The sequence below is a fragment of the Martelella mangrovi genome, from assembly GCF_040545495.1.
Classification (GTDB): Bacteria; Pseudomonadota; Alphaproteobacteria; order Rhizobiales; family Rhizobiaceae; genus Martelella; species Martelella mangrovi.
Genome location: NZ_JBEPLY010000019.1, coordinates 24,068 through 41,439, shown reverse-complemented (window position 1 = coordinate 41,439; position 17,372 = coordinate 24,068). Strand labels below are relative to the sequence as shown.

Below are 17,372 nucleotides of genomic sequence, written 5' to 3'. Positions count from 1 at the left end.
GGATTTTCAGAATAATGCTTCAGATTCACAAGTCGGTCATGTGCTGGATTCATGAAAGCCCGACAGGCCCTGAACTCCAGGCATCACGCGCTCCTGTGACGAACTCGCCGACCCTATGCGGACCGATAACAAATTCGTGAATCGATGAAGAACTGTCCGCAGAATTGATGACCTTCCTTCATAAGGACGGCAGTCGGTGCCGGCTAGGGAACCGTTTTCTTGATAAAAATCAGGGAGCTATGCTGTGACGTCATAGTGTGCATGCCATCTCTTCAATTTTAACCGGGCAGCCGGGGTTCTATATCATGTGTGTGAAAGGACCGCGTAATGGCATTGCTCACCCCCGCGCCGCAAACAAACCCGGCGTCATTTCATAAGACGTCCGTGATTTTCCGGCGCAAACTGCGCCAGAGCCTGGTTGCTCAGATGGCTGCGCTTTTCTGCATCTGGATTGCCGGTGAAGTGATTTCGCGCGGTCTTGGCCTGCCCATCCCCGGCAGCGTGGTCGGCATGATGTTCCTGCTTATGGCCTTGATCTCCGGCGCTGTGCAGCCCGCCAGCATCCGGCGCGGTGCCCGCTGGTTCATTGCCGAACTTCTGCTCTTCTTCGTACCCGCTGTTCTGGCCGTGCTGGATCATCCCGAATTTCTGGGCATTGATGGCCTGAAAATCATGGCGGTCATTTTGTGCGGCGTTGTCTGTGTGATGGTTACGACCGCGCTTTCCGTCGATCTCGGTTTCCGGCTGATGGCAAGGCTGAATTCGGACAACACGTGATGCCCTTCCTCGGAATGCTTACGGCAACGGTTTTCTGGTCGTTGCTGACCATTGCCTTTTACATTGTCTCCAAGAAGCTCAATCGCCGCTTTGCCTCACCGCTGACGGCGCCACTGGTGTTGACGCCGGCGCTGTTGATTGTCGTCGCCCTGATCCTGCGTCAGAGCTATTCCGGCTATATTCATGCCACCCACTGGCTGGTGATGATGCTTGGCCCGGCAACGGTGGCCTTTGCGCTGCCGATCTTCGAACAGAGAGACATGATCAGGCGTTACTGGCCCCTGCTTTTGATCGGCGTGGTGGCCGGCAGCGGCACGGCCATGCTTTCGGCCTGGGGCATGGCCGATCTGTTGGGCCTCAACGAAAGCCTGCGATTGAGCCTCATGCCGCGTTCGTTCAGCACGCCTTTCGCCATGACCGTCTCGGAAGATATCGGCGGTATTCCCGATCTCACTGCCGTCTTCGTGGTTATCACCGGCGTTGCCGGTGCGCTGATCGGCGAGGTTCTGCTGCATGTTCTGCCGCTGCGTTCTGCGCTGGCGCGCGGCGCCCTGTTCGGCATGGGGGCCCATGGCGCGGGCGTGGCCAAGGCTACGGAGATTGGCAAGGAAGAAAGCTCGGTCGCCGGCCTGATGATGGTCCTCGTGGGCGTCGTGAACGTGCTGGGCGCGCCATTCCTGCATATGCTTTTGCAATAGAGAATTTATGCGGGCGCCATCGACTTAGGTAGTACCGGCGGATTTGATGAAGTTGAATGCCATTGCGATTGAAGCGATGGCATGAAAATCATGCCGCCCTCCACATCAGTCGACGCCTTATGAACGAGACAAAGCGCTGCCGGGGATTCCATTCCTTAAAATTATGGCTATCGACCCACACGTTAAAGTATGTGTCTTGTAATAAATCTCTCAATTCGCGAGTAAAATAAAATTTATTCATAACGGAACATATCTACACTTTATGCATTGTAACCATAATTCGACTAAAATTTGTCGCATTTATGCGTCTTTAACTAATTTAGACGATCGTGATAAGATCATTACCCAACGCGTTTGAACGCGTTCTTTGAAAGAGGGGGCAGATATGCGTAAAATTGCTTTGATTACGTTGGCTTCTTTGATGAGCGGCGTCTCGGCCAATGCGGCCGATATCATTATGACTCCCGTGCCACAGCAAGAGGTGCCTCCGATGAGGGATGTGCCCACCGCTTTCAACTGGCAGGGGTTTTATGTCGGTGGAGTCGGCGGCTGGGTGTGGACCGAAGCGGAACCCAACACATTCAGGATACGTCAGTCGAGCCTTGATTCAAACAATGGGTTGATCGGCGGTTTTGTCGGTTACAATTACCAGTTCGAAAATAATTTCGTGCTGGGTGTTGAAGGTGAGCTCGATTATAATTTTGGCGCAGATGATCAAAACCTGGACGTTCTTTTGAACGGTTCCTATCAGCCAATGAATGGCAAGCTTGATCTCCAGTGGGGTGGATCGATCCGTGCCCGCGCGGGCTACGCCTTTGATCAGGCACTCATCTATGCCACAGGCGGCTGGGAAGTTGTCGGCGCTCGCCTGAAGGCTTCGGGGCCCGGTGGAAGCATCGATACAGACGACCAGGCATTCAACGGTTGGACCATCGGTGCCGGTGCTGAATACGCCTTTACAAAGAACCTGTTCGGCCGTGTTGAATATCGATACTCGCATTTCCCGAAGGTCGATCATCCCTTTGGTTTCGACAACAGTTTCAGCGTGAAGTCCCATCAAAACCGCGTGCAGATCGGTTTGGGCTACAGCTTCTAGAATACTTTAGATCGGGATTGGTTACGGGGCGGGTTAAGCTTTAATCCGCCCTTTTCGGCGCTTCCATTCTGGGCGGCCATCTATTTCGCGCTTCTCCTCTCACGTGATGTCGGGATTGTCGTGCTGTCCAACGCGACCCCGGTGCGAGCGGTCGAATCGATCGGCGCGAGCTTTACCGACATGGTGCAGACCGGCATTGTGACGCGTGACTGGTTTGCAGGCTTTTAAACCTCACGGAGCGGGGCGGCCGGAAATCTGTGGCCGCAGCGCCGTCTCCCGCAAGCTATTGCACCGGACGCTATCGAGAAATGCTCCATCGACTATGACCATGTGGTTGCCGCCGCTTCGACGGCGGCGTCCGCCTGAGGTCGGTTGCCTGAAAAATCGATGTTTTCCTGACTTGTCTTCAAGGCTCTGGAACCGGTCACCGTCCAGCGACGTTCTTTCAAAACGGTTTTCGCGCGTCTGGCCTGCTTCGGTTTGGTCCATCAGAAGGCATTGCCGGCGGTTGTGCGCAGCCGGGCCGTTTTCTCGCTGTCGAGATTGTGACAATCTGAACGCGAGGAAATCAATATCAGCATTTGCGTCCAAACCGGACAGCAGAACGGAAAGTCATGATCGCGTTCATCGGTGTTTCCCCCGCCATTGTGGCACTGGTGCTTCTGGCGCTTCTCTTCGCAGCCTTCACGATCGAAAAATATCCGCCCGATGTCACTGCCGTCATCGGTGCGGCGCTGTTCATCGTCCTTGGCCTGGTGTCTGCGGATGATGTGATGAGTGTCTTTTCCAGCTCCGCCCCGATTACCATCGGAGCGATGTTCGTGGTGTCGGGGGCTTTGCTGCGGACAGGCGTTCTGGATGCACTTGCCGATTTCATCGTGGGACGGGCCAAATCCCACCCTGTTTTTGCGATCATGATCTTTATCGTTATCGCAGCATCCGCTTCCGCCTTCATGAACAGTACGCCGGTTGTCCTTGTCCTCATACCGGTGGTGGTGCGTCTTGCCGCAAGCCTGAGCATGGCGCCCACGCGATTGCTGATACCGCTTTCCTACACCGCCATTCTGGGCGGAACCTGCACATTGATCGGCACGTCGACCAATCTTCTGGTGGCGGGGGTGGCGCAACAGAATGGTCTGGAGCCGTTCTCGATATTCGAGATTGCGCCTGTCGGCATCATCTCGGCGGTTGTGGGCGGCATTTCCGTCTTTGCGCTCGGCAGGTTTCTGCTGCCGCACCGGGAAACCGGCGAGAATGTCGGCGATGAAGAGACGCCGTTCCTGTCCGAGGTCACGGTTCTGTCCGACTATGCGGGTATTGGCAAAACGCTTGCGGAAATCAGCGACTTCCAGCGGTCCGGCATTCGGGTGACAGGCATTCGGCACGGGAGTGAGATCGAACGAAGCGGTTTGCCAGAACACGTTCTCAAGCAGGGTGACGCAGTGATCCTGATCGCCCCGACATCCGAACTTCTGACCTTTGAAGAACAGGCCGGTCTGCAGGTCGGCTTGCAGCGCTCGGTCTTGCTGGAACCGGACGCCGAAGTCCGGGTGGCCGAGGTCATCGTGTCGCCATCGCGCAGAAGTTCCGGCACGACAATAGCGAACCTGGCGCTCGGGCGGCGCGCAGGCATGCGCGTGCTGGGGGCCTATCGCGCCAGTCATGTGGCAGGGCCGGACCTGCCCAATGTTCAATTGCGTCCGGCCGACAAACTGCTTCTTGAAGGCACGTCGGAAGGGTTCAGCGATCTGTCGAGGGTTGGCGATGTGGTTTCCGTGACAGAGCCCGGCGGCCGCGCCTTTCGTCGTCGTCAGGCACCGATCGCCGTCTTGACCCTGATCGGCATTGTCACCCTTGCTGCATTCAATGTCTTGCCAATCGGCATCCTTGCTCTTCTGGGCGTTGCCGTCATTCTCGCGCTTCGCTGCATTGACAGCGATGAAGCCTGGAAGACCATCGACGGGTCCATTCTTGTTCTGATCTTCGCGATGCTGATCGTGGGCTCCGGCCTGGAAAACAGCGGCGCCGTGGAGCTGGTCGTGAACATGCTGAAGCCATGGCTGGAAAACCTGTCACCGATGCTGATGCTGCTGGCGGTCTATTTTGTCGGCTCCATCCTGACGGAGACCGTTACCAACAATGCCGTTGCGGTTGTCTACACGCCCGTCGTCATCGCGCTTGCCACCCAGCTCGGCCTTGATCCCCGACCGTTTGTCGTTGCCGTGATGTTTTCAGCCAGTGCGAGCTTTGCCACACCGATCGGTTACCAGACCAACACGCTCGTTTATGGCGCTGGCAACTACCGGTTCGGCGATTTCCTGAAAATGGGAATCCCGATGAACATCATCGTCGGCTTGACGTCGGTTTTCGCGATCGGCCTTTTCTTCCCGATGTGAGGACCAACGCTGTATCGATGGCGCTACAAACCGGCGGCTACATCGGGGCCAGGAGTGACTTTCGGTTTTTGGGCGAGCGCGTCATAGCCTGCCGCTCCGGGATGGGCATTCCCTTGGCTTTATAATTGTCGCGTATCGATGAAACAGGCATCCTGCCGCAAAACAAGTTCCGAAATCTCAATTCGATTTCCGGGACAAAATTAGTGCCAGCGCCGATGACGTCGCGCCGAACACGCATGTCCCGGTCCAGCCCCAGGCGGCATATGCTGCACCGGCGAGACCGGCACCAGCAGCGCCTCCTGCGAGCATGGTCGCCATGAACACCGTGTTCAGTCGGCTGCGTGCAGTCGGATCAAGCGCATAGACGCGTGCCTGGTTGGCAACCTGCGAGGACTGTACCGCAAGGTCCAGGACCAGAATGCCTACAATCAAACCGGTGATGGAACCGCGCCAAAGACCGAAAATGAGAAAGGCCAGCACCACGAGCGCCGCGCCGAACGAGACCACAACAGCCGGCCCCTGACGGTCCGCAAAGCCGCCGGCAATGGGAGCCGCAAGCGCGCCTGCGACGCCGACAAGCGCCAAGAGACCGACCGCCGTGCCACCGAGTTGATAGGGCGGTTCAAACAACAACAATGCGAGATTTGACCAAAAACCGATGAAGGCTGCAAAGATCAGGAATTGCACCATGACCGCCCTCCGGAGAGCAGCATGCGCCCGTATCAGTGTCCAAAGAGACCCAAGCAGGCGCGGATAACTCAAGTGGGTCGTCGGCGGCACGCGCGGTAACCAGATTGCCAATGCGACAGCGACCGCCGTCATCAGGACGGCAGCAAACCAGAATACGTATGTCCAGCCCCAAAGGTCCGAAATTGCACCGCTGATGGTGCGGGCAAGCAGTATGCCGATGAGGATGCCGCCTGTCACTTTGCCGAGAATGCGCCCGCGTTCCGAAGGCGGAGCCAGATGCACGGCGAGAGGAACGATCTGTTGTGCAACGGTGGCAAACAGGCCAACCGCAAGGCTTGCGATTGCAAGCCATATGAAGCCTGGCGAGATGGCCGCGCCGATCAACGCTGCCACCAGAGTTCCAATGGTCGCGAGGATGAGAGACTTGCGTTCCAGTCGATCCCCGAGCGGAGCGAGAAAAAGCACGCCGAGCGCGTTTCCGGCTTGCGTCAACACCGGCACAATGGCGGCGATCCCGGATGCCAGGCCGAAATCCGTCGTCAGATGGCCGAGAAACGCCTGATTGTAGTAGCTGTTGGCAACGGAGGCGCCAGCCCCCACCGCCAAAAGACGAACAAGAGCGGCCGGCAGGTGATCAGGTTGATGAGGATGAGTTTGCATGAATGCAGACATACATTTCGGCACCAGTCGGACAAATCATTTCTATTGTCGGATGATTTAGTTCAGCTAAACTCTGCCTTATGACACTACCTGTTTCTTTCAGCGCGCTACGCGCCTTCATCGAAGTCGGGCAGCAAGGCAGCATTAAACGCGCCGCGTTGGAATTGAATGTCACTCCGGGGGCTGTGAGCCAGCAGGTCAAGTCGCTGGAAACAAGGTTTGGCGTCAAACTGCTTCAGCGCGGCAATCGTGAAGTGAAGCTGTCGGCACATGGCCTCAGGCTGTTCAACATGGTTGCGCCGGGATTTGAGCAGATCGATGCCGCGGTTCAGGTATTCGAAGATCGTCGTGCGAAGCCACGTTCTCTCGTCGTCAGCACGACGCCGTCTTTTGCCGCCTGTTGGCTTGCGCCCCGCCTCGGTGGTTTCACCGCACAACATCCCGAGATAGAGGTGCGGGTTGAAACATCAGTCCAGCTTGCTGACATGAAGAACGGCATGGTTGACGTTGCGATACGGCACGGTTCCGGCGAATATTCCGGTCTTGACGCCACCGTGCTGTTCGAACCGCGTCTCATCGCGATCGCAAGTCCTTCACTCCTGCTTGATGGCCCCCTGACCGATCCGGTCGATTGCCTGCGTTATCCGCTGTTGCAGGATCGCGACCGGGTCGAATGGGCGACCTGGTTTCGCGCGCTTGGCGTCAAGGCCGGCCGCAACGCATCGAAAGGGCCGAGTTATGCCGACGACGCCATGTTAATCCAAGGCGCCAGTGCCGGACAGGGCCTTGCCGTCGTGCGGGATGTTTATGCTGCCGGCGCTCTGAAAACCGGAAGCGTGGTTCTCGCAATCGACGCGCCTGTTCCAACGAAGGAAAGTTATTTCGTGGTCGTCCACCCAAACAAGCTGACCGTTCCCAAGATCGCGGCTTTCCGGCGCTGGATCAAACGAGAGGCCGGCGCTGTATGAACCCGTCTTTTGAAACCGTCAAAACCATTTGATTTTATCTGCACTCCTACGCTTCATTGGCGCCCTGTCTCAGCCAGGAACGCGTCGTCGCATTGACGAGCGACTGCACTGCGGCCGAGCTCAGCGAGCGGCAGGCGATGGAGAGGTCAAGCGGGTTTGGGCCATCCACCAGCGGCCGCATGGTGAGCGAGGAGGGCATGACCCGCTCTGCATATTCCGGCATCAGCGTCAGCGTATCGGTCACCAGCATCAGGGAAAAGGCTGCCGCTATGTCGGCAGCGCTGTGCGTGGGTTCGAGAATGACATTGTTTTCCTCGCACCAGATGTCGATTGTCCGCCGCAGGGCAGGCCCGACGCGTTCGTTGATGGCGACCAGCGCGTGACCGGCAATGTCGTCGATGGAAAGCGCATCGCGGGCGGCGAGGGGGTGGTCCGCCCGCATGAAAGCGGCGATGCGGTGTCTGTCGATCGAATTGGAGCGCACGCCCCGCAGGGACGTCGCGCCCCGGACGAAGGCGAAATCCAGATTGCCGTCATGCACCGCCTGCAAGAGCGCGACGGACGACCGGCTGGTCACGACGATTTCCAGATCGTCTGCCTCCTTTTTGAGAATTCCGCGCAACCGCGGCAGAATGTCGGCTTCAAGGCCGGAAATGATCCCAACCCGCAACAGCAGCGACGATGCCTTGAGGCGTGAGACGGAACTGTCGACCTGTCTGAGGATCTGCCGGGCATGGCCGAGGAAGATCTGCCCCTCGCGGGTCAGGCGCATCCCGCGCGTCTCGCGCGCAAACAGCATCACGCCAAGCTCTGCTTCCAGATCGCGCAACTGCCGGCTCAGCGAAGGCTGTGCCGTGTGAAGCGTCGAGCGCGCGGCCTCGCTGACGCTGCCTTCATCCGCCACCGCGACGAAATACCGTAAATGCCGAAGTTCCATTCTGCCCATACCTCGCAAGCATGGGCGATAGCACTAGCAAGTCTTTGTATCGATTTAAAGCCGGGAGTAGCTATGGGCGCGACGTCTGGCGGAGCCTGCCTTTTTGCCCGGTTCTCCGCCGCCTTTCGGAGTGACAGGAGACAACAATGAAACAAGAACATGAAATTCTGTTCGAACCGATGAAGATCGGCTCTGTGGAAATCAAGAACCGGTATGTGATGGAACCGATCGGGCCGGTCGGCTTCTGCGATGCCGATGGCGCCTATAACCAGCGCGGCGTCGAATATTATGTGGAGCGCGCCAAGGGCGGCGCGGGCCTGATCATGACCGGCGTGACGATGGTGGAAAACGAGATTGAACAATGCGTCATGCCATCGGCGCCCTGTCCGACGCTGAACCCGCACAGCTTCATCCGGACCGGCAAGGTCATGAGCGAGCGTATTCACGCCTATGACGCCAAACTGTTCCTGCAGCTTTCGGCCGGCTTCGGCCGCGTCGGCGTTCCTTCCGTCATCGGAACGGTCGCCATTGCGCCGTCGCCGATCCCGCATCGCTGGATGGATGGCGTTATCTGTCGGGCGCTGACGGTCGAGGAAATCAGGACTTATGTGCGCAAGTTCGCCGACAGCGCCGAAATCGCCCAGCAGGCGGGTTTCGACGGCATCGAGATCCACGCCGTTCATGAGGGCTATCTGCTCGACCAGTTCGCCATTTCGATGTTCAACCAGCGCACCGACGAATATGGCGGCAGCCTTGAAAACCGGCTGCGGTTTGCGGTTGAAATCGTGCAGGCGATCAAGGAACGTTGTGGCAACGATTATCCGGTATCGCTGCGTTATTCGATCAAGAGCTTCATCAAGGGCTGGAAACAAGGCGGCCTGCCGGGCGAGGATTTCGCCGAAATGGGCCGTGATATCCCTGAGGGCATCGAGGCTGCAAAGCTTCTCGAAGCCGCCGGTTACGACGCCTTCAACGGCGATGTCGGTTCCTATGACAGCTGGTACTGGAGCCATCCGCCGATGTATCAGGCCAAGGGGCTCTACACGCCTTACAATGAAATACTGAAAAAGGCGGTCAGCGTGCCGGTGATCACCGCCGGCCGCATGGACGATCCCGACCGCGCGGTCAACGCGATCCACAACAGGCAGGCCGACTTTATCGGTCTGGCCCGGCCGCTGCTGGCCGACCCGCAGCTTCCCAACAAGGTGCGGGCGGAGAAATTCGAAAAGGTCCGTCCCTGCATTTCCTGTCAGGAAGGCTGTCTTGGCAGGCTGGCGGCCTATACCCAGGTTTCCTGCGCGGTGAACCCGGCCTGCGGACGGGAAGCGGAATATGGCCTGACCCCGGCATTGGAGAAGAAATCGGTGATGATCGTCGGCGGCGGCATTGCCGGCATGGAGGCGGCCCGCGTTGCGGCGCTGCGCGGCCATGTGGTGACGCTTTACGAGAAGACGGACCGCCTCGGCGGGGTCGTCATTCCCGGCGGCGTGCCGGATTTCAAGGAGGACGATCACGGTCTGATCAACTGGTATGAACGGGCGCTGCGCGACCTGAAGGTGCCGGTGGTCTTCAACAGGGACGTCACGCCGGCGGCCGTCGAAAAGGCTGATCCCGATGTGCTGATCGTCGCCACCGGTGCACGGCCGAAACGCCTGAAGATCGGCGACGCCGAAAATGTCCTGACCGCCGAAGACGTGCTGAACGGCGTGAAAGACCCCGGCGACAGCGCCATCGTCATCGGCGCGGGCCTTGTCGGCTGCGAAACGGCGATGTGGCTGCATGACAAGGGCAAGAAGGTCACCATCGTCGAAATGGCTGATGACATTCTGGCGCTGACCGGGCCGCTCTGTCACGCCAATCACGACATGCTGCACGATCTGATGCATTTCAAGAAGATCGGCGTCATGACCTCAAGCCGGGTCACGGCCCCGGCGCCGGGTGGCTTCAAGGTTGTAACCGGCGATGCGGAAACCCTGGTGGAAGCCGACAGCGCAATCCTGGCCGTCGGCTACAGCTCGAACCGCGATCTCTACAACGAGGTCCGCAACATGGTGCCGGAAGTCTATACCTTCGGCGATGCGCGGCATGTGTCCAACATCATGTACGCGATCTGGGACGCCTATGAGGTCGCGCGGTCGATCTGATCGGAGCTGAACAGCTGAAAATCCGTCGCCATGTGCTGGTGCATATGGCGACGGCTTTATATGACCGTGTTGAAATATACCCTGTCAGGGGGATGGTGATCGGATTTAGCGGTCATGCGATGGAGGAGGGCAAGCGCCAATGCGCCCTGAAGCTCGGTGATATGCTCCCAAACCTGATGAGCGTTCTGCAGCCTCGTGTTGGTATTGCAACTCCCTTCCGAAAGGAAAGGAGCGCGCTGTTTGTTTACCGACATTTGAAAAGTTTCTTGAAGTTCGCGCAGTGAAAAAGCGTCACGGAAAATATAAGATATTGTTATTTAATTGTTTTTAATTGTATAGGAAAACTTTCCAGGAGAGGGGATGCCCCACGGACTGCACGAAAAAATTTCCGTTTCGCGCAGTCTTGTGCTTCATTGGCAACTTCAGAAACAAGCATCAAACCACTGAAGAAGATTCTGTTTCTCTTGCGTGGAACGATGCAGCGAGCCTATGGTTCGATGGAATTTCTGGTCAGTCTATGATGACGTTAGATACTGTTCCTGAGCATTCTCATTGCGCCATAAAATCCACAAACATGGGAGTCCGTCCGGATGAAAAAGACCCTTCTGCTTTCCTCCTGCCTTGCGCTTTTACTGGCCGCGCCGGCCTATGCCGCGAACCCTGAGCCGGATGAAACGCTGGCTGACGATCAGAGCCTTAGTTACTGGCTGCTTGATTCCATCAAGACCAAGGATCCGCAGCTCAACAGCACGATCCAGGGTTCGCATGTGGCCCGCCAGCTGTTTGAAGGGCTTTATAGTCAGGACAATGCGGGCGATCTCGTTCCCGGCGTGGCGACCGATTACGATGTCTCCGACGACCAGACCGTCTACACCTTTCATCTTCGCCCCGACGCAAAATGGTCCAACGGCGATCCGGTGACAGCCGGCGATTTTGTCTTTGCATGGCAGCGCCTTGCCGATCCCGCGACCGGTTCGACATACGCATGGTATGAAGAGCTGATGAATGTGAAGAACGCAGCGTCCATTATTGCGGGCGATACCGATCCTTCGGAACTGGGCGTCAAGGCTGTTGATGACCACACGCTGGAAGTCACGCTTGAAAGCCCGATCCCGTTCTTCGTCAAGATGCTGACCCACACATCGACCTTCCCGGTCAACCAGGCCGTGGTCGAAGAATATGGCGACCAGTGGACCCTGCCGGAAAACATGGTCGGCAATGGCGCCTACAAGCTGGTTGAAGACAAGCTCGGTCAAGATCTCACGCTTGAGCGCAACGAGAACTACTGGGACAACGACAATACCGTCATCGACAGCATTCATTTCCAGGCGATCAACGACAAGAACGCAGCGTTGACGCGCTATCTGGCCGGTGAACTGGACTATATCGAGCTGCCGTCCGGCCAGTTCCCGCGCCTGAAGGAAGAATATCCGGAGCAGACGCATGCCGTGCCGCGTTCGTGCACCTATGCCTATCTGTTCAACCTTTCCGACAAGGGACCGGAAGCGCTGAAGGATGTGCGTGTGCGCAAGGCGCTCTCCTATGCGCTCAACCGCGACATCATCGTCAACAACATCACCCGCAGTGGCGAAAAGCCGGCCTATAGCTGGACCTATTACGCCACTGCCGATTTCGAGCCGCCGGTCACCGATTATTCTGAGTGGTCGCAGCAAGAGCGCAATGAGAAAGCAGTCGAGCTTCTCAAGGAAGCCGGATACGACAAGAGCAATCCGCTGGAACTGACGCTTTCCTACAACACCTCCGACGACCACAAGAAGATCGCCATTGCCGCCCAGCAGTTCTGGAAGGCCATCGGCGTCAATGTCACGCTCAACAACACCGAGTGGAAGGTCTATCTCGACAACCTCAAGAATTACAATTTCGATATCGGCCGTTACGCCTGGTGCGGCGACTATGACGAAGCGTCCACCTATCTCGATTATTTCCGCTCCGGCGGCATGAACTATGGTGGTTTTGACGACCCCGATTATGATGCCGTGATGAAGGCATCGCTGACGGCGGAAGATCCGTCGGCCGATTACGACAAGGCCGAGCAGATCCTGGCCGAGGAAATGCCGCTGGCGCCGATCTATTTCTATTCGACGCCGGTTATGGTGCCTGCCGACCTGAAGGGACTTCCGGTCGAAAACGTGCTTCAGAACTGGTACGCGAAAGACCTTTATCGCGTCGCCAATTAAGGATATGAAACCGGCCTCGCGGGTGCGGCGGCAGTTGCCGTTGCCCCGCGGGGCCGCATCGTCCGTATTGTCCGAACCTGACGAGCCTTTTTTGTTTGAGGCATGAGGGGAGGGCTGGAGCACAAGACCGAGCCAAGCCGAATATGACCGGTTACATCATCAAGCGCCTGTTTGTGGCGATCCCGACAATCCTGCTGCTGATTGTCTTTTCCTTCTTCCTGATGCACGCCGCTCCGGGCGGCCCGTTTTCCTCCGAGCGCGCTTTGCCGCCGCAGGTCCTTGCCAATATCAATGCAAAATACGGTCTCGACCAGCCGTTGTGGCAGCAGCTCGTCGATTATATCTGGGGCATTGTTTCGCGGTTCGATTTCGGCCCGTCATTCGTTTATCCGGATCAGACGGTCAACTCGATTATCGCGCAGGGCTTTCCGGTGACGCTGACCTACGGCCTGTTGTCGGCCATCGTCGCCGTGCTTGTCGGGGTCACGCTGGGCGTGGTTGCCGCTGTGCGGCACAATACCTGGCTCGACAGTCTGGCCGTCGGCATTTCGGTCGGTGCTCAGGTTCTGCCGAATTTCGTGATGGCACCGATCCTGGTGTTGATCTTCACGCTATGGCTGCGTTGGCTGCCCGGCGGCGGCTGGGAAGGGCTCGGCCATCCGGCCTACATGATCATGCCGGTGATTGCCCTTTCGACCTCCTACATGGCGTCGCTTGCCCGCATCACCCGTTCATCCATGCTGGAGGTGCTGAACTCCAACCATATTCGTACGGCCAAGGCCAAGGGGCTGCCGATGCGTCGCGTGGTGATGAAACATGCGCTCAAACCGTCGCTTCTGCCGGTGATTTCCTATCTCGGCCCGGCCTTTGTCGGCATGATCACCGGTTCGGTGGTGATCGACATGTATTTCTCGACCGGCGGCATTGGCAAGTTCTTCGTCGAATCCGCGCTCAACCGCGACTACGCCGTAATGATGGGCATCACCATTCTGCTCGGATCGCTGACCATCGCCTTCAATCTCTTCGTCGATATCCTTTACGCCTGGATCGACCCGAAAATCAGGTACTGAGCCATGCTGATCGAAAGAGAGAAAATTCAAAGCCTGTCCGAGGCCATGGCCGATGAAGCGGAGAAGGGGCGCTCGCCCTGGGCGGATGCCCGTATACGATTCTTCAAGAACAGGCAGGCCGTGGTCGGGCTCTGTCTGCTGATCTTCGTGATGGCCTTTGCGGCCTTCGGTCCGTGGATTGCGCGCTGGTCGATCGACGAGATCGATTTCATGGTCATGGGCGACATCGTGCGCGAAGGCGCGCCGTCGCTGGCAAACGGCCATTATTTCGGAACCGATGATCTCGGTCGCGATCTGTTCGCGCGAACGGTGCTCGGCACGCAGATTTCGCTGGCCGTCGGTCTTATCGGTGCTTCGATCGCGGTGATCGTCGGCACGATCTATGGCGCTGCGGCGGGCTTTCTCGGCGGGCGGGTCGACAACCTGATGATGCGCACCGTCGATATCCTGCTTGCCATCCCCTACATGTTCGTGCTGATCCTGTTGCTGGTGATGTTCGGCCGTTCGATCGTGCTGCTGTTTGTCGGCATCGGGCTGTTGTCCTGGCTCGACATGAGCCGCATCGTGCGCGGCCAGACGCTCTCGCTGAAAGGCCGTGAATATGTCGAGGCGGCGCGGGCGACGGGGGTTGCCTCCGGCACCATCATTCGCCGCCATATCGTTCCCAATCTGCTGGGCGTCGTCATTGTCTACGCGACATTGCTGGTACCGGGCATGATCCTGTCGGAAAGCTTCATCTCCTTCCTCGGCCTCGGGGTGCAGGAGCCGCTGACCAGTCTCGGCGCGCTGATCTCGCAAGGCGCGGCCACGATGAATTACGGCACGCTCTGGCAGCTGATCTTCCCGCTCTTCTTCTTCATCGTCACGTTGTTTTCCTTCTTCTTTCTGGGAGACGGGCTGCGCGACGCACTAGACCCGAAGGATCGCTGACATGGCGCTTCTCGATGTTTCCAATCTGGATATCCGGTTCACCACCAATTCCGGTCCCGTCTTTGCCGTGCGCGGTGTCGATTTCAAGCTCGATCGCGGCGAGACATTGGCAATCGTCGGCGAAAGCGGATCGGGCAAAAGCCAGACCGTTTTCGCGATGATGGGCCTGCTTGCCGCCAACGGCACGGCCTCCGGCTCGGTGCGGTTCGATGGAACCGAGATCCTCAATGCGTCGCCAAGGGTGATCAACCCCATCCGTGCCAACCGCATGGCGATCATCTTTCAGGACCCGATGACCTCGCTGAACCCCTATATGCGGGTTGCAGAACAGATGGCGGAAGTGCTGCAGCTCCACAAGGGCATGTCGAAACGCTCCGCCATTGCCGAAAGCGTGCGCATGCTGGATGCCGTGCGCATTCCCGATGCGAAATCGCGCGTCAGCCTTTATCCGCACGAGTTTTCCGGCGGTATGCGCCAGCGCGTGATGATCGCCATGGCACTGCTCTGTCGCCCCGAAGTGCTGATCGCCGACGAGCCGACGACAGCGCTCGACGTGACGGTTCAGGCGCAGATCATGCATCTTCTTTCCGACCTCCAGCGCGATTTCGGCATGGCCCTCATTCTCATCACCCATGATCTGGGCGTGGTTGCCGGTGCCGCCGAGCGGGCGATGGTGATGTATGGCGGGCAGGTCATGGAAAAGGGCCCGGTCGATGCGTTGTTCAAGAATGCGACGCATCCCTATACGCGCGGGCTTATCGGTTCCATTCCGCGCGTTGACCGCAGCGACGACATGCTCCGTTCCATCCCCGGCAATCCCCCCAATATGGCGCGTCTGCAGCAGGGCTGTCCGTTCGCGCCGCGCTGCGATTTCGCCGATGAGGACTGTCTGGACCATCTCGACCCGCTGACGGAGTTTGCGCCCGGGCGGCTGCGCGCCTGCAACCGGCCGATTGCCGTGGTGACCAGTGGCGACGCCGAAGCCAGGGGAGATGTGCAATGACAAGTGATGTTCTGCTGAAGGCGGAAGATGTCCGCGTCACGTTCGATATCCATCGTTCAAACAGTATGCCCTGGCAGAAGCCTCTGTCGCTGCATGCCGTCAACGGTGTCAGCTTCGAACTGCGCCCCGGGGAAACCCTGGGAATTGTCGGGGAATCCGGCTGTGGCAAGTCGACACTGGCGCGAGCGATGATCCGCATGGTTCCGGCAACGGGATCGGCGCTGTGGAACGGCGAGACCAACCTGCTGGAGCTTTCGCCGCGCGAGATGCTCAAATACCGTAGCGATATCCAGATGATCTTCCAGGACCCTCTGGCAAGCCTCAACCCGCGCATGAAGGTCGGCGATATCATCGCTGAGCCGCTCATTACCCACCAGAAGGGGATAGGCAAGGAAGAGGTGCGCGAACGGGTGCAGGAGATGATGAGCCGTGTCGGTCTTCTGCCCAACCAGATCAACCGCTATCCGCATGAATTCTCCGGCGGTCAGTGCCAGCGTATCGGCATTGCCCGCGCGCTGATCGTCCGTCCGAAGCTGATTATCTGTGATGAGCCGGTATCCGCGCTCGATGTTTCAATTCAGGCGCAGGTCATCAACCTGTTGATGGAGTTGCAGCGCGAGCTGGGCCTTGCGCTGATGTTCATCGCCCATGACCTGTCGGTGGTGAAGCATATTTCGACGCGGGTCATGGTGCTCTATCTCGGGCGGGTGATGGAGGTGGCGCCGAGCGATGAACTTTATGCCGCACCGCAGCACCCCTATACCCAGGCCCTGCTTTCCGCTGTGCCGATCCCCGATCCCGAAATCGAGCGCAACAAGACGGCGCTGCCGCTTGAAGGCGACCTGCCGAGCCCGCTCAATCCGCCATCGGGCTGTGTTTTCCGCACCCGCTGCCCGCGCGCGACGGCCATATGCGCCGAACAAACGCCCCCGCTGCGCACAGACCCGGATAAAGGCTCTCAGCACAGTTTTGCCTGCCATCATCCGGGGCCGGAGACAGAGGCGTTGACTGCGTGATTCACTGCGCGGAGCGATGAAGCCGACGGCCTTTCAGCCATTCACCACGCGATAATCGGCGGGCCGGCTTTTTGCGAGGACGAGACGCATATTCGGCAGGTCGTTGCCCTCCATCTTGCGCTCACGGTTTTCGGGGCTCAAATGTGCCCACCGCGCCGTCAGCCGCTCGTGCAGCGTCTTTTCCGGCACGTCGATGAAGACCGTCCTGTCGAACATCGCCGTGACCGGCTGCCAGCGGATATCGTCCAGAAGCAGATAATTGCCTTCGACGATGATCAGTCGTGCCTCAGGGCCGATGATGCGGGCCCCTGCGCGCGCGATTTCAATGCTGCGGTCAAACACCGGAACGGCGATTTCCGCACCGTCATCCGCTCGTATGCGCTGGAGGGCCGAGAGGAGGCCGCCGACATCAAATGTGTGCGGTGCGCCTTTACGCGCCAGATCCCCGCGCGCCTCAAGCACCATGTCGTCAAAGTGAAACCCGTCCATGGGAAGGATCTGAACCTTCCCGGGCATTTTGTTGTTAATCAAGGAAAAAAGCACATCGGAAACATGACTTTTCCCCGCACCCGGAGCACCCGCCAGAGCAATAAGCTGACGACGGCTGCCGGCCGCAAGCTCTTGCAACTCCAAAGCAAGCTCTTCCAGCCCGATTTTCGTGTCCATTCGTCTCCTCCCGGTCAAAGCGGCATTTTTTTGAAAGTGGCTATCCGTATTCGGGCCCAGGGTCATCGATGATCAGTCGCGGCGGCACGACAGAAACCTCGCCGGCGCGCTCTTCCTCGCTGG

At 58.4% G+C, this 17,372-nt stretch carries 14 protein-coding genes; 11 read left to right on the top strand and 3 right to left on the bottom strand.

Going from position 1 to position 17,372, the window contains the following annotated elements; genetic code table 11:
* Nucleotides 1-426: 426 nt before the first annotated feature.
* The 4 genes from ABID12_RS19745 (at nt 427) to ABID12_RS19730 (ending at nt 4,967) form a co-directional block, all read left to right on the top strand.
* Nucleotides 427-777, top strand: a complete 351-nt coding sequence (locus tag ABID12_RS19745; RefSeq protein ID WP_354435778.1) for a CidA/LrgA family protein — start codon at nt 427-429, stop codon at nt 775-777.
* Nucleotides 777-1,475 carry an LrgB family protein gene (locus ABID12_RS19740; protein WP_106308935.1) on the top strand — a complete coding sequence of 233 codons (699 nt, stop codon included), beginning with the start codon at nt 777-779 and terminating at the stop codon, nt 1,473-1,475. The genes ABID12_RS19745 and ABID12_RS19740 overlap by 1 nt, the downstream gene beginning before the upstream one ends.
* A gap of 385 nt (nt 1,476-1,860) precedes the next feature.
* Entirely contained in the window at nt 1,861-2,571 is a 711-nt protein-coding gene (locus ABID12_RS19735) for an outer membrane protein (RefSeq protein ID WP_354435777.1), read from the top strand.
* 614 nt (nt 2,572-3,185) lie between these two features.
* On the top strand, nt 3,186-4,967 hold the full coding sequence (locus tag ABID12_RS19730; RefSeq protein WP_354435776.1) for an SLC13 family permease: 1,782 nt from the start codon (nt 3,186-3,188) through the stop codon (nt 4,965-4,967).
* 177 nt (nt 4,968-5,144) lie between these two features.
* Here the strand turns inward: ABID12_RS19730 and ABID12_RS19725 are convergent, their stop codons facing one another.
* Complete coding sequence (locus tag ABID12_RS19725) at nt 5,145-6,317, bottom strand: MFS transporter (protein ID WP_354435775.1); 1,173 nt, start codon at nt 6,315-6,317, stop codon at nt 5,145-5,147.
* 80 nt (nt 6,318-6,397) lie between these two features.
* Here ABID12_RS19725 and ABID12_RS19720 point away from each other — a divergent pair, with 80 nt between their 5' ends.
* On the top strand, nt 6,398-7,285 hold the full coding sequence (locus ABID12_RS19720; protein WP_354435774.1) for a LysR substrate-binding domain-containing protein: 888 nt from the start codon (nt 6,398-6,400) through the stop codon (nt 7,283-7,285).
* A gap of 46 nt (nt 7,286-7,331) precedes the next feature.
* Here the strand turns inward: ABID12_RS19720 and ABID12_RS19715 are convergent, their stop codons facing one another.
* The gene (locus tag ABID12_RS19715) at nt 7,332-8,222 is read right to left on the bottom strand and encodes a LysR family transcriptional regulator (RefSeq protein ID WP_354435773.1); all 891 of its coding nucleotides are present in this window, start codon (nt 8,220-8,222) and stop codon (nt 7,332-7,334) included.
* Nucleotides 8,223-8,368: 146 nt separating this feature from the next.
* Here ABID12_RS19715 and ABID12_RS19710 point away from each other — a divergent pair, with 146 nt between their 5' ends.
* The 6 genes from ABID12_RS19710 (at nt 8,369) to ABID12_RS19685 (ending at nt 16,583) form a co-directional block, all read left to right on the top strand.
* Nucleotides 8,369-10,366: an oxidoreductase gene (locus ABID12_RS19710; protein WP_354435772.1), complete on the top strand. Its 1,998-nt coding sequence runs from the start codon at nt 8,369-8,371 to the stop codon at nt 10,364-10,366.
* Nucleotides 10,367-10,956: 590 nt separating this feature from the next.
* Nucleotides 10,957-12,564, top strand: a complete 1,608-nt coding sequence (locus ABID12_RS19705) for a peptide ABC transporter substrate-binding protein (protein WP_354435771.1) — start codon at nt 10,957-10,959, stop codon at nt 12,562-12,564.
* Between the two features lie 143 nt (nt 12,565-12,707).
* Nucleotides 12,708-13,634 (top strand): oligopeptide ABC transporter permease OppB, encoded by a 927-nt coding sequence (gene oppB / locus ABID12_RS19700; protein WP_106308944.1) that lies wholly within the window; start codon nt 12,708-12,710, stop codon nt 13,632-13,634.
* A gap of 3 nt (nt 13,635-13,637) precedes the next feature.
* A complete protein-coding gene (locus tag ABID12_RS19695) occupies nt 13,638-14,564 on the top strand; it encodes an ABC transporter permease subunit (RefSeq protein WP_354435770.1) in 927 nt (308 codons plus the stop codon).
* Between the two features lies 1 nt (nt 14,565).
* A complete protein-coding gene (locus ABID12_RS19690; protein WP_354435769.1) occupies nt 14,566-15,567 on the top strand; it encodes an oligopeptide/dipeptide ABC transporter ATP-binding protein in 1,002 nt (333 codons plus the stop codon).
* Complete coding sequence (locus tag ABID12_RS19685) at nt 15,564-16,583, top strand: oligopeptide/dipeptide ABC transporter ATP-binding protein (RefSeq protein ID WP_354435768.1); 1,020 nt, start codon at nt 15,564-15,566, stop codon at nt 16,581-16,583. Before ABID12_RS19690 ends, ABID12_RS19685 begins: the two co-directional genes overlap by 4 nt.
* A gap of 33 nt (nt 16,584-16,616) precedes the next feature.
* On the opposite strand, the gene ABID12_RS19680 is transcribed toward ABID12_RS19685, so the two are convergent.
* Nucleotides 16,617-17,315 (bottom strand): nucleoside/nucleotide kinase family protein, encoded by a 699-nt coding sequence (locus ABID12_RS19680; RefSeq protein WP_435528268.1) that lies wholly within the window; start codon nt 17,313-17,315, stop codon nt 16,617-16,619.
* Between the last annotated feature and the right edge of the window lie 57 nt (nt 17,316-17,372).

What these genes read in the sequence shown, in the direction of transcription:
- ABID12_RS19695 (WP_354435770.1), top strand. Translation starts at nt 13,638, where the DNA reads ATGCTGATCGAAAGAGAGAAAATTCAAAGCCTGTCCGAGGCCATGGCC.
- ABID12_RS19730 (WP_354435776.1), top strand. Translation starts at nt 3,186, where the DNA reads ATGATCGCGTTCATCGGTGTTTCCCCCGCCATTGTGGCACTGGTGCTT.
- ABID12_RS19735 (WP_354435777.1), top strand. Translation starts at nt 1,861, where the DNA reads ATGCGTAAAATTGCTTTGATTACGTTGGCTTCTTTGATGAGCGGCGTC.
- ABID12_RS19720 (WP_354435774.1), top strand. Translation starts at nt 6,398, where the DNA reads ATGACACTACCTGTTTCTTTCAGCGCGCTACGCGCCTTCATCGAAGTC.
- ABID12_RS19680 (WP_435528268.1), bottom strand. Translation starts at nt 17,315, where the DNA reads ATGACCCTGGGCCCGAATACGGATAGCCACTTTCAAAAAAATGCCGCT.
- ABID12_RS19725 (WP_354435775.1), bottom strand. Translation starts at nt 6,317, where the DNA reads ATGCAAACTCATCCTCATCAACCTGATCACCTGCCGGCCGCTCTTGTT.
- ABID12_RS19685 (WP_354435768.1), top strand. Translation starts at nt 15,564, where the DNA reads ATGACAAGTGATGTTCTGCTGAAGGCGGAAGATGTCCGCGTCACGTTC.
- oppB (WP_106308944.1), top strand. Translation starts at nt 12,708, where the DNA reads ATGACCGGTTACATCATCAAGCGCCTGTTTGTGGCGATCCCGACAATC.
- ABID12_RS19705 (WP_354435771.1), top strand. Translation starts at nt 10,957, where the DNA reads ATGAAAAAGACCCTTCTGCTTTCCTCCTGCCTTGCGCTTTTACTGGCC.
- ABID12_RS19690 (WP_354435769.1), top strand. Translation starts at nt 14,566, where the DNA reads ATGGCGCTTCTCGATGTTTCCAATCTGGATATCCGGTTCACCACCAAT.
- ABID12_RS19710 (WP_354435772.1), top strand. Translation starts at nt 8,369, where the DNA reads ATGAAACAAGAACATGAAATTCTGTTCGAACCGATGAAGATCGGCTCT.
- ABID12_RS19740 (WP_106308935.1), top strand. Translation starts at nt 777, where the DNA reads ATGCCCTTCCTCGGAATGCTTACGGCAACGGTTTTCTGGTCGTTGCTG.
- ABID12_RS19715 (WP_354435773.1), bottom strand. Translation starts at nt 8,222, where the DNA reads ATGGAACTTCGGCATTTACGGTATTTCGTCGCGGTGGCGGATGAAGGC.
- ABID12_RS19745 (WP_354435778.1), top strand. Translation starts at nt 427, where the DNA reads ATGGCTGCGCTTTTCTGCATCTGGATTGCCGGTGAAGTGATTTCGCGC.